Genomic DNA, 12950 nt, shown 5'->3' with positions numbered 1-12950 from the left:
ATAAAAAATTCATGTATGAATAATCTCGTTGAGAAAGCTGAAAAATTTGTTGAAGATTTATTTAAAGAAAAGTTACCTAACACCTTTATTTATCATAACTACCAGCATACTCAGCGTGTGGTTAAAAGTACTAAAGAATTAATCGAGAATTCTGAAATTAATGTTAAAGACAAGGAGGCTTTACTCCTGGCTGCATGGCTTCACGACACCGGTTATATTCATACTTATAAGGGCCATGAAGATAAAAGCGCAGAGATCGCAGAAGAATTTCTTCGGAAGGAAAATGCTACTGATGATCTTATAGAATTGGTAAAGCAATATATCCTGGTGACCAACTTCAGTAATATTCCAAAAACCCCAGGCGAAAAAATTATACGCGATGCCGATAGTTCTCACTTTGGCAAGGAATATTTCGAGGAAACCAGTGAATTTTTGAGACAGGAACTCGAAATGCATAATATCAAGAATTTCACGAATGCTGAATGGCTTGAGGAAAACATTTATGTATTTACTGAAAAACACACCTATTATACCGATTATGCTTTACAGGAATGGAATCCTAAAAAGGAGGAAAACTTGCTGGAACTTATAGAGGACAAAAATAAACAGGAAAAGAAGCTGAAAAAAGAAGAGCATAAAGCTCGGATGAAGGCTAAGTACAAGAATGAAAACCCTGAGCGAAGCATCCAGACGTTATTCAGAGTTACGCTTAGAAACCATATAAAGCTAAGTGATATCGCAGATACAAAAGCTAACATTTTGCTCTCAGTAAACGCAATTATCATATCTCTTGCGCTGGCCAATCTCATCCCGAAACTCGAAGCAGAGTCCAATAAACATTTGCTGATCCCAAGTTTGATTCTGGTACTTTTTAGTGTGGCGTCCATTATTTTATCGATCCTCTCCACCCGGCCCAATGTTACCACGGGAGAGTTCACCAAAGAGCAGGTCAAAAACCGGAATGTAAATCTTCTGTTCTTCGGAAACTACCACAAGATGCCTTTCGATCAATTTAAATGGGGAATGAACCAGTTGATCAAGGATAAGGATTATGTATATGAAATGCTGATGCTGGATCTGCACTTACTTGGTAAGGTGCTGCACCGAAAGTATTTCCTATTAAGAATGACCTATACCGTATTCATGTTGGGAATCATTATATCGGTAATCGCCTTCATACTGGCTTTTTACCTAATGTAATTCTTCCATGAGATCTTCATAATTGATCGTTCTCTCTGGATGATTGGAATCGGGTGAATATAGTATGTTCACCCTTATTGCTTTCAGACCTACCACACCCTGAACATCTTCCAGTTCCAGCAATTCCACATTGTCCCCAAAGTAATTTTTCGCCTGTAAATATTTGATATACTGTAAATACTCTCTCTCATCACTCGCTTGTGAATACACAATAGTTAGCTTTCCTTTCTGGGTTACCCGCTCTTCTGTACCTTTCACAAACGCTTTGTCGATACGTTTTTTGATGATCTCATAACGAGCATTGTAGGTACCATCCACATCGAATTTTTTCTCATCCATTCTATATCTAATAGACATTGTGCTATTAAAAACCAGGATTAACGAAGCCGCTTCCAACATCACCGGAGTTCTTTCCTGTAATTGATAGAACCTGTTCTCCATTTCGCACATCGTACTTAGCTGCCACAATCTCAGGTTGAATAAGTAAACTTTGTTGAATGGCCGCTTGTTAGCCATAGATGCGCCTATATACATGTTGTGATCTACACCATCAGTTTTATATCGCTCAAAGTAATGCGGATAAATATTCTGCGCCTGTACCTGTCGCTTATCGATATATCGCGACATGGTGCGGTTTATTTGTTGTACTGTCTCGTCATATTTCTTTCGGTGATTATAGACTAAACCAGTTTCAGGATTCAGCATGCTGGTATACTCTTCAACGAGCTCCCTGATTTCTTCAGACTGCTTTTTTAGATGGCTCATCAAAGGGTTTACTTCTTTCTTCAGCAGATTAAAAACTTTCTGTTCACTGCTGGCATTCAATCTATCCTGTAGTTCTTCTTTAAAATCTGCCACGCGATACTTAACCTGGTCATAGATAGGTAATTCTTCAATTTTATAAGCCTTGTCAATAATGTTCATGATGATCTCCAGTTGATCCATCAGGTCACGTTTGATCGCATCATTCCGTGCATCTGAAGATGCAACAATGTCGATCTGGCCGTACAATGGAAAGACATCCTTAAACGTGATATCCTTGAAAGAAGCCAGACCATCTTTATCCAGATCTCTTATAAACTTTTTAGCTTCCCTCTCAAATACCCATAAAACACTTGGATGAATGGAAGTGCATTCGCTCTGAATAACCGCTTTTATCCTGTTTTCAAAGTCGTTCCGGTTTCGTTCTACCGTAGTTACGATATAAGGCAGGATATCATCCAGCTTGATCGCATTGATGCTATTCAGTTCATTCTTTCGGCTTGAAGCCAGCTCCAGAATTCCCAATAGATTACCATTCTTGGCAACAGGTGCCAGAAGACAGCTTTTAACATCGTTCTTTAAAAGATTTTTGGAAAGAAGATTGTCATTTTTGCGAGCATAGGATTCTACGTTTGAAATCGTAAAATACGCATTATCATCAATCAGCGCTTTAAAACCTTTTTCACAGATTCCCGACTCGCAATCGTTCATTAAAACCTCGTCCAGAATAAAGCTCTGGGCCTCCTTATTATCCATTCTTTCAAATACCATTTCCTTTTTATTGAAAACAGTAAAACCAACTCTAAGGTCTGATATATTATAAATCGAACGGAATATCTCCTGAAGTTTAGCCAATTCTTCCTCTTCATTCACTTCTTCGAAAAGCAAAGTGGTCTTTAATTCTGAAATGGCATCATCTATAGTAACATCGGTTAAATTTACAATTGTAAAACCCTTAAAAATATAACTGTGCGGAGGAATTTTTTCCTTCCAGAGTTCGATATTATCAACATTTTGCAGTAATAGATCCACATCTTTCTGGGTAATTTCCGGTGCATCCTCCTTTCGGATAATATCAACAAAATCGGCATTCATCGATATCCGGTAATGTCGTTTTATACCATCCTCATCAGGAATATCATAGTATAGCGGTCTTGAAATATCAATTTTATAACCATAGGATTTTAAAATCTGGATACTGGAAAAAATATAGATAAGTTCTTCATCCATATTTCTGAACATCAGTTTAAAATCCTTTCCGGCATTTTTGAGTATCCCTTTCAATCGTTTGGAAACATTGAACAGAATATTATGGAAGGGTACGGCGGCAGCTTTGATTTCATTATTGGACAAAATATTTGGAAACAGGTCATCCAGTAAAATATTGATGGGAGCATGGTATTTCTTCAATAATTTAGGGTCGGAAAACCCTTCTGCCAATTCGGGAAACTGACTCACATGATCCAGCATTTTCTGCATATACTCCCGGGAAATCTCACTTTCTATCTCATCAAGCTCTTTTTGATACTCTTCGATCACTTTGTGAAAGCTAATCTGAATATCGAATGGAAAATCTTTTAATTGCTGCAACATAACCTGATAATTTAAGGTAAAATTAAATGTAAATGTAGCCTAGAAAGAGCAACAACCTGAAATTAACATTTATTTATTAGAACGTCATATAAATGATACGTGAGTTCATTATTTTTGCAGAAATAGATATAAAAAATGAAGAAATTCTTATTCTTATTCAGCGCTGTACTATTACTGTTTACTGGATGTAATGAAGACAAAGGTTACTTTTTAAGCGGTGAGGTAAAGGGAGTAGAAAATGGCACTAAAATCTATATATCTGAACTGGATGGAAAAACGCGTTCTCCAAAGCCAAAAGACACAGCAATTGTTCAGGACGAAAAGTTTGAACTGGACATGGAAGAGATCGATCTTCCTGCACTAAGTTTCCTGCGCGTAGATGGTGTTAATGGTAATCTGGTTTTTATTGCTGAAAATGAGAAATTAAAATTCAATATCAATAAAGACAGTATTCGTAGTTCACGCGTGAGTGGTGGACAGGAAAACGAAGCGCTATACGAATACCTTGATCATATGAAGGAGATGAACCGGAAGATCGGGAAGATGCAGAAGGAAGCTAGGACAGCCATGATTCAAAAAGACACGGCAAAGCTCAAAAGTCTGCAGGCAACCGAAACAGAACTCAAAGACAACGATCGTAATGTTAAGAAAGAGATCTTCAGTAGAAACACAGATACGTTTCTAGCGGTTACATTACTTGCCGATATGCTAAGCTCTAAAAGTCATAGCTCGAAAGAAGTTCGCGATATGTTTGGCCAGGTTTCAGATCGTATCAAACAAACAGATATGGCGAAGGACCTGAAGAAAGAGCTGGATAAAATGAAAAATGCTGAAACAGGTTCCAGAGCGCCAGATTTTGAAGCTCCTACACCAGATGGTGATATGCTGGCACTTTCAGACAATATGGGTAAGGTGACTGTAGTGGATTTCTGGGCCGCCTGGTGCAAGCCGTGTAGGGTAGAAAATCCGAATTTGGTGAATACCTATAATAAATACAAAGACAAAGGTTTAAATATCATTAGCGTAAGTCTTGACCGCCCGGGCCAGAAAGATCGATGGATACAGGCTATTAAAGATGACAACCTGGAACAATGGGATCACGTTTCCAATCTTCAGTTCTGGCAGGATCCCGTTGCAAGATTGTATGGGATTTCAGCGATTCCCGCAACCTTTATTCTCGATAAAGACGGGGTCATTGTCGCGAAAAATCTTCGTGGGGATGCTTTGGCTGAGAAGATTGGTGAATTACTTAACTAACTTCTCCTACCTGGATAGATAACCGGTTCTTTGAAGAAAAAATAAAATCACGATTGGAACTGCAAGTAAAATAACCATTAGCAAATGACTTTGCAGTACCCAAGGGGCCAGGATCATCGTTAAAATATATCCCCCTGTTGCTCCTCCAAAGTGTGCATCATGACCAATATTATCTGTTCTGCGCTTCATTCCATAGATCGTGTACAATAAATATCCAATTCCGAAGATATAAGCAGGAACGGGAATGATAAAGAACAGGCCGAGCGTCATATCTGGCTGAAGCAATATCGCAGAATAAAGGATGCCCATGACCGCACCGCTTGCCCCTACCGCAGTAAAATATGGGTCATCTTTATGAAAATAGTAAGACAGGAGATTTCCCAATAATAAACTACCAAGGTAAATAATTAGGAAAGCGGCAGATCCCAGCTGCCAGATCACTACGTTGGCAAAGAAGTACAGTGTTAGCATATTTACAAAAAGATGGCTGGTATCTACATGAAGAAAACCCGATGTCAATATTTGAAATATTGAACCCTTTTTAATATCGGAAGTACTGAATTTGTATTTGTTAAAAAAGCTTTCATCGCTAAAACCCTTAAAAGAAATCAATGCATTTGCCGCTATGATCACCAGGGTCACCAGGCTCAATTCTCCCATTTTTACTGAAGTTTAATTTCAAATATACCATATATTTGCGGAAAGTTTTTTTATGCAAGGATTAGTTTTCTGGCTTGTTTATCCTCTTCTCTGGCTTATTTCCATTCTTCCGTTTCCTGTTTTCTACAAATTCTCGGATCTTATTTATTTCCTGGTCTTCAGAGTTATTGGATATCGCCGGAAAACAGTTCAAAAAAATTTAAAACTGGTATTTCCTAAGAAAACTTCCGAAGAATTAAAACATATCGAAAAGGCTTTTTACTGCCATATGTGTGACATGTTCCTGGAAATGATTAAAAGCATCTCCATTAGTAATGAGGAACTTCAAAAACGCTTCAAATTTACTAATCTTGAAGTTTTGAGAAATATTGAGAGCAGAAACAAAAGCATTGTTCTGATGTGTGCACATTATGCCAGTTATGAATGGATTATCGCCTTGCAGCTCTACGGACTCAAATATAAGTCCTTCGGAATCTACAAGAAGATACGAAACAGGTATTTTGATGATATGGTTCGAAATATTCGTAGCAAGTTCGACGGTGAACTGGTGGATACGCACAAAGCGACGAAGAGAATTATTCAGAATGAGCGGGAAGGATTACGCGGTAATTACGCCATGATCGCCGACCAATCTCCCAGACTACAGCGGTCAAACTTATGGATGAAATTCATGGGAATATCTGTCCCCGTCTTTGAAGGCTCTGAAAAGCTCGCGCGTGGCCTGGATTTAAATGTGATCTACCTGCATGTGGAAAAGACTGGTAGAGGGTTTTATGAAGCTACTCTGGTTCCCATTACTGAAAATGCCCCGGAAGAACCGGAGCATTTTATTACTCAAAAGTTTTTTGAACTTCTTGAAAAGCAAATTCGTGAGAAACCAGAGTACTATCTATGGACGCATAAGCGCTGGAAACATAAAAATGAACCTGTCCCAGAAGGAGCTACCAGAGTCAGTTAAGCTATGATCTGTTCAATTTCAGAAATCATCTTTTGCGCCAGCTCATCTGCTTCCTGTTGAGATTTTGCTTCCGTATAGATCCTGATGATCGGCTCTGTATTAGATTTTCTCAAGTGAACCCAATTCTCCGGAAAATCGATCTTAACTCCGTCCACAGTTGATATTTCTTCTGAAGAATGTCTCTTTTCAACTGCTTTCAACACTCCGTCCACATCCAGATCTGGAGTTAATTGAATTTTATTTTTACTCATATAATATGATGGATAGCTATCTCTGATCGAAGACACAGACATCTTCTTCTCTGCAAGATACGTAAGGAATAACGCTGTTCCCACCAGACTATCTCTGCCATAATGAGCTTCAGGATAGATGATACCGCCATTACCTTCACCACCTATGATCGCGTTTTTATCTTTCATTAGCTGAACTACATTCACTTCACCTACGGCACTGGCATTGTATTGACCACCATGCTTTTCTGTAATATCTCTTAAAGCTCTGGAGGAACTCAGATTACTTACAGTGTTCCCGGCAGTTTTAGACAAAACATAATCTGCACAAGCTACCAATGTATACTCTTCCCCAAACATTTCCCCGTTCTCATCTATAAACGCAAGACGATCTACATCGGGATCTACCACGATTCCAAGATCTGCCTTCTCTTTTTTCATCAAGTCACAGATGTCGGTTAAGTGCTCTTTTAAAGGTTCTGGGTTGTGTGGGAAATGTCCGTTTGGCTCGCAGTATAATTCGATTACCTCCACTCCCATCTTTTTTAAAAGAGCAGGTATGGCAATCCCGCCAGTAGAATTTACAGCATCTACAGCAACTTTAAATTTTGCAGCGGAGACTTTATCGGCATCTACCAGTTTCAGTTTTAGAACTTCTTCAATATGCCTTTCGATATAATCATCGATCACTGTGATGGTACCGAGGTCGTCTACTTCGGCAAAATCAAAATTTTCCTGTTCTGCTATTTCAAGAATCACGGCTCCTGCTTCACCATCAAGAAATTCGCCCCTGCTGTTTAATAATTTTAAAGCATTCCATTGCTTTGGATTATGACTTGCGGTAAGAATGATTCCACCATCAGCTTTTTCCAGAGGCACGGCGACTTCTACCGTTGGAGTGGTAGACAGTCCCAGGTCGATCACATTGATCCCCAATCCGGTTAGGGTATTCATCGTGAGTTCCTGTATCATCTTCCCACTAATTCTCGCATCTCTTCCTACTGCCACTTTCAGCTCTTTACTGGTAGAGTTATTTTTTAACCATGTGCCGTATGCTGCGGCAAATTTTACAGTATCTAAAGGAGTTAGGTTATCACCGGTGTTTCCCCCAATGGTTCCTCTAATCCCTGAAATTGATTTTATTAAAGTCATTATTAGTTATTTATAGGTCGATAGATGACCTGTAAGAAATTTTAACAAATATAATTGTGTGAGCCGGTACTTTCCAAAACTTAACAAATATTAACCCTGGCCCTGTTTAATTCGTATATTTCCGCATGAACTTTCTTGCGCATATATATCTTTCTGGTAATGATGATCTGGTTAAAATTGGGAACTTCATGGCAGATTCCATTAAGGGTAAGAAATATCGCAAGTATGAAAACCGGATTCAAACTGGCATTATCCTCCATCGGGCGATCGACTTTTATACAGATACCCACCCGATATTTAAGGAAAGTAGCCATCGATTATCTGATAGATACCGGCATTACAGCGGCATTATAGTAGACATCTTTTACGATCACTTCTTAGCATCTAACTGGACAGACTATTGCGATCAACCCCTGGAAGAATACACCATCCGGTTTTATGAGTTGCTGAAGCTGAACTATGAGGTTCTCCCTTCAAATGTTAAGAACTTTCTACCGTATATGATCGAACAAAACTGGCTTTTGAGTTACGCTTCTACAGATGGAATACAGAGCGTGCTGAATGGCATGAATAGAAGAACCAAACTCAAGTCAGGAATGGATCGGGCTACAGAGGATTTGAAGTTGCATTATAGCGAATTCGAACATGAATTCCGTCAATTCTTTGAAGACGTACAGCGTTTTGCAGAACAGAAATTGGAGCAGATTATTACTGAAAAATAAAAGACCCGAACGATATCGGGCCTTTTTTTTAGCTGTTTTCTACTTACTTAACAAATCTCCATCGACCGTTTACAAGTTCCACTTCCCTCAAATTTTTACCTTTTTCAACATACCATTTATTGTCTTGTCGAAGTACCATCACACCTTCGATAACATACCACTCGCCATTGATATACTCCGGCTCAGGATTCGTTGGTTCCGGCTCTGTAGGTTCTGGCTCTGTAGGTTCTGGTTCGGTTGGTTCAGGTTCGTTTCCGCCAGGATACATGACCGCGATTCCTTCGATATCTCCGTTAGAAAGAGCAGAGCGCTGGACATTATAAAGAGAGCCATCTTTTCTGGTGATTGTAGGCTGTCCATTGGCAGAAAATGAGTACGGACTATACATCATAATTGATCCAAGATCCAGTCCGGCAGTATAATCTGCACCATCATAACCGGATTCTATATACGTGTAAAAGTTATGCTCTCTACCTGAAAGGATATTATTAAAATTTACTGTAATAGTTTGATCTCTATCTGCTCTGCTCTGTTCATGCCATAATCCAACGGCATGACCAATCTCATGTATCGTATTTCCAGTTGAACAGCCATCAGCAAGAGTAATGGGTTGTCTACCGCCTACCATACCCACGTAAGAAGAACACCCTCCTCCTGGAGTGAAATATACGTAGTTGGATTCTGAAGATCGTTGAACGAATTGCACAGCAGTGTTGCTTTCCCAATGCGCGATTGCATCTACAACTCTCTGCTGGTTAGGCAATGCAGGATCTATACTGTAATATACTACATTCTCAGGCCAGAAGAATTTTGTACGGCCAACACTTTTATCAGTGATAAGTACATCTTCATCAGCATCTAAAACCAGGTCTAGCGGTATTTTAGAAATATTCTCTTCTGAAAGAAAAATATCTCCCTGGTATACATACTTTCCATTTAATTCCTCTACTGGAAGTTTTCTGCCAGCAAAATAAATATCGGAAACATTTCCAGATTCGCTAGGGAATGCGATTTCTGTAAATTCATCATTCAGGAAAGAACCCGCTTCGCTTGGCAAAGTTTTAGAATCATCAAAGTTCTCTTCGCTACAACTTGTTAGAGCCAATAACGGAACAGCTAAAATAAATTTAAGGTTTTTCATAAGTAGGATTATTAGTAAGTGTATGAGTCTGAATTCGATTTGGTTTCATTCAGAAATCTGAAAAGTTATTTCATAGAAAATCATCGAAAGTTCAAATTGTTGAACTTTCGATGATTCAAGTTAATTTTTAGAAGTAGTACAAATTAAGCGAAGTACCATACCCCATCTATAAGCTCAACTCGTTTCCAACCGTACCAGCCCATATTATAGTACCATTGATCATAATATCTCAGGACGGTAAGTCCGGCAATTGTGTAATACTCTCCATTGATATAAGTCGGGTTTGGATTCTCCTCGCCACCATTAGATGAAGGGTACATTGCGTTAATTCCTGTTACGTCCCCATTTGATAATTGCGATCTTTGAACATTATAAATACTGCCATCTTTCCTTGTAATCGTTGGCTGACCGTTTTTGGAAAATGCGTAGGGGCTATACATCATGATGGAGCCAAAGTCGAGATTGGTAGTAAACTCCTCTCCATCAAAGTTATTTTCCTGGTAAGTCTGAAAATTATATTCCCTTCCAGTCTGAATATTCTCAAAGTTGATAGTTATATGGCTGTCTCTATCCACACGGCTTTGTTCGTGCCATAGTCCAATTGCGTGACCAATTTCATGGATAGTATTACCGGTAGAACAAGCATCTGCCAAAGTAATATTCTGCTTTCCTCCAACTTTTCCAACATAAGAAGAACATCCAGAGCCCGGAGTGAAATAAATGTAATCTGATTGTCCAGATCTTTTCACAAATTCCAGATTGGTGTTTGCTTCCCAATGGCTAATCGCATCGAAAACGCGATCCTGATTGGATAACCTTGAATCTATTTCGTAGTAAACAGTATTATCTTCCCAGTAAGCTTTAGTTCTTCCAACGCTTTTTGTTTGAGATACCTCATCACCTTTCTCTAAAACTAAATTTACAGGACTTTTGGACGTCTTTTCTTTAGGAATAATAATATCACCTTCGAAAATATAATTACCATTCACATTTTCTACAGCCATTTTAATACCAGTGTAATAAACGTCTGTAGCAGTCCCTTTAGAATCTGGGAATGCGATCTCGGTAATGTCATCCTTAGGTTCTGTTGAAGTGATTTGGGTTTCATTTTCAGCAGTTACAATTTCTGAAGCAGGATCCTCACTACAGCTAAACATCGCAAAAGCTGATAGTAGGAAGACACTCTTTAATTTTGTCATAAGTAGGTCTTTTTTTAAAATTTATAGTTAATAATACACTCTGGGTTTAGCAATTCCTGTTCCATAAAAATTAACGTATATTTTAGTTAATTTTTTAACAATATTATTCTTACAGTCTGTGCTCTAAGCTCTATGGCTATTGTTCTTTTCAGGAAGCTAGTTGACCTAAAAATCAGAACATTAATCTACTTAAAGCCCAATAAAACTAATGGTTTTCAGAAACCAAGTAAGTGTTTTCTGTCATCCATGATATTGATAATCAAGTAGTAACATAAAAACATTTTTTCTTATAAAACAAAAAAAACTGTCTGGATTGCTCCAGACAGCCTTACACACACTCCACAGGAGTGGGTAAAAAACCCGCAAATTAGTCACCCCCCGGTTAATTAATCATGCGGATTTTTTAAAGAATTAATTCACAGAAACTTCACATATATCGAATTCAACTTTCAGGTAAAGATTAGTTCCAGTATAACCAGTCAAAATTAAATTCTCATTTACAGTTTCACCAGGATTGAGTTCTGTTCCCGAAATGACTACGGGATTACTTCCGTCTGCGTTTATACTTGCTGAAATAGTAAAGCTATTAACCTCGTATGGAGAGCCCTGCTCCAAATTGATTGCAACTGCTACACCCCCCTCTACAGGACTTAACTGAATTGAACCGATTTCCAAATCTTCATTTAAATCATCTAAAGTGGATGCTTCAGCAAAGATCCTTATAGGTAAAGTAAAGTCAGCAGGTAGTACAAGACCAAAACCTTCGATTAGATCTTCGCGTCCCCAGGTTGCAGTTCCACAATCAGGTCCTCCTATATCTACAGGACAACCGTCTTCATCTACTGTAGTTCCCGTTGGAGTTCCAGGACACAAATCTTTGTTGTCAAAAACTTCATCTCCGTCTGAATCTGGACATCCAACTGCATTTACTACTGCTCCGGCTGGTGTATTAGCACACTGGTCTATATCATTAGTAACACCATCTCCATCAAGGTCGTTATTTCCGGTATCTCCTCCATCAGAACCATCTCCGGTCAAGGCACCTTCACATTCACCAATAAGCAGGTGATAGTATTCGTTGGTCGTTCCATCACCATTCAGAAGGGACTTAACCATGTTCCACGATAATGTGATTCCCTGGATTGGTGAGTTATCAATATCGCCTGTTCCATCCCAATCCTGCGGGTACAATACCATATACAAGTATGGTTCGTTGTCACCAAGATTGGCAGGTGGACCTGATACTACAAGACATAGTGGATCTGCATAATACTGTCCAGATCCATAATCTCCGGTAGTAGCCATTGCTGAACTTTCGTTATGATCATAAAGTTGAATACCAGACGCATCCTCTCCGAAATAAAGATCAATACTATAATCTGCTACATAATGTCTTCCATCTTCATCACAGTAGTTTACAAACAGGCATAGAGGATAGATAACTTCAGGAAGAATATCAAAAAATACATATCCATATTCGTTTACCATTCTTCTATCAAAACATAGAACTTCTACTTCTATGTATGGTTTAGTACCATCTTCTACTGTAAAGTCAAATGGCAGTGCTTGATCCACATACCCATCAAATGATCCATCAGATTCCTTCGGGGCCACCCAAATCAAGTTTCCAGTAGTATCCGGATCGCCGTCGTAGACCATAAAACCATCCAGGCTTATAGTAACCTGTCCATTATTAGGGACCAAAATTTTAAGATCTTCGGAATAATCGGTAAAATAATCATCGCCATCATTTAATATCGCTACATCGGTTTGGTAACTGGACCCACCATAACTGTATTCTATTCTAGCAACCGCAGGTGCAGCTTCAGAACAATCAGGAATCGTATTAAAATGATCTTTGCTAAGACTTTGAGCCGCACGATTTACCAGATCATTAAGAGAAGCTCCAAAAGTAATTTCTACTGCCTGAAGTTCTGCGTCGTCTACTACCTCAGAACTTTCATCCTTACTACAGGATGTAAACATCATAGCGCCTAGGGCTATTAATGCTATATATTTATTTATAAACTTCATCATGTCTATTTTTAGTTATTATTATTTCTGAAAAATCCCATC

General features: G+C 38.7%; 10 protein-coding genes. 4 read left to right on the top strand and 6 right to left on the bottom strand.

Annotated features, from left to right (window positions below; genetic code table 11):
• The first annotated feature begins 15 nt into the window (after window positions 1-15).
• Complete coding sequence (locus G529_RS0111610; RefSeq protein ID WP_026915692.1) at window positions 16-1200, top strand: Pycsar system effector family protein; 1185 nt, start codon at window positions 16-18, stop codon at window positions 1198-1200.
• On the opposite strand, the gene G529_RS0111605 is transcribed toward G529_RS0111610, so the two are convergent.
• Window positions 1192-3555, bottom strand: coding sequence for a cell surface protein (locus tag G529_RS0111605; RefSeq protein WP_026915691.1), 2364 nt, complete (start codon window positions 3553-3555; stop codon window positions 1192-1194). The genes G529_RS0111610 and G529_RS0111605 overlap by 9 nt on opposite strands.
• 135 nt (window positions 3556-3690) lie before the next feature.
• Between G529_RS0111605 and G529_RS0111600 the strand changes: the two genes are divergently transcribed.
• The gene (locus G529_RS0111600; protein ID WP_026915690.1) at window positions 3691-4812 is read left to right on the top strand and encodes a TlpA disulfide reductase family protein; all 1122 of its coding nucleotides are present in this window, start codon (window positions 3691-3693) and stop codon (window positions 4810-4812) included.
• Between the two features lie 6 nt (window positions 4813-4818).
• Here G529_RS0111600 and G529_RS0111595 read toward each other — a convergent pair whose 3' ends face one another.
• Entirely contained in the window at window positions 4819-5472 is a 654-nt protein-coding gene (locus G529_RS0111595; RefSeq protein ID WP_026915689.1) for a rhomboid family intramembrane serine protease, read from the bottom strand.
• A gap of 52 nt (window positions 5473-5524) precedes the next feature.
• Here G529_RS0111595 and G529_RS0111590 point away from each other — a divergent pair, with 52 nt between their 5' ends.
• Window positions 5525-6430: a lysophospholipid acyltransferase family protein gene (locus G529_RS0111590; RefSeq protein WP_026915688.1), complete on the top strand. Its 906-nt coding sequence runs from the start codon at window positions 5525-5527 to the stop codon at window positions 6428-6430.
• Here the strand turns inward: G529_RS0111590 and glmM are convergent.
• A complete protein-coding gene (gene glmM, locus G529_RS0111585) occupies window positions 6427-7812 on the bottom strand; it encodes a phosphoglucosamine mutase (RefSeq protein ID WP_026915687.1) in 1386 nt (461 codons plus the stop codon). The two genes, G529_RS0111590 and glmM, sit on opposite strands and share 4 nt — an antisense overlap.
• A 125-nt stretch (window positions 7813-7937) precedes the next feature.
• Here glmM and G529_RS0111580 point away from each other — a divergent pair, with 125 nt between their 5' ends.
• Entirely contained in the window at window positions 7938-8534 is a 597-nt protein-coding gene (locus G529_RS0111580; RefSeq protein ID WP_026915686.1) for an acyl carrier protein phosphodiesterase, read from the top strand.
• A 43-nt stretch (window positions 8535-8577) separates the two neighbouring features.
• Here the strand turns inward: G529_RS0111580 and G529_RS0111575 are convergent, their stop codons facing one another.
• The 3 genes from G529_RS0111575 to G529_RS16215 all read right to left on the bottom strand — a co-directional run bounded on the left by G529_RS0111575 (window position 8578) and on the right by G529_RS16215 (window position 12911).
• Window positions 8578-9675: a M12 family metallopeptidase gene (locus tag G529_RS0111575; protein ID WP_026915685.1), complete on the bottom strand. Its 1098-nt coding sequence runs from the start codon at window positions 9673-9675 to the stop codon at window positions 8578-8580.
• Between the two features lie 143 nt (window positions 9676-9818).
• On the bottom strand, window positions 9819-10874 hold the full coding sequence (locus G529_RS0111570) for a M12 family metallopeptidase (RefSeq protein WP_026915684.1): 1056 nt from the start codon (window positions 10872-10874) through the stop codon (window positions 9819-9821).
• Window positions 10875-11285: 411 nt separating this feature from the next.
• Entirely contained in the window at window positions 11286-12911 is a 1626-nt protein-coding gene (locus tag G529_RS16215) for a hypothetical protein (protein WP_157514624.1), read from the bottom strand.
• Between the last annotated feature and the right edge of the window lie 39 nt (window positions 12912-12950).

It is taken from the genome of Christiangramia portivictoriae DSM 23547 (assembly GCF_000423045.1).
Lineage (GTDB): Bacteria > Bacteroidota > Bacteroidia > Flavobacteriales > Flavobacteriaceae > Christiangramia > Christiangramia portivictoriae.
Note: the sequence above shows the minus strand (reverse complement) of the source record. Positions and strands in the feature narration are given on the sequence as shown.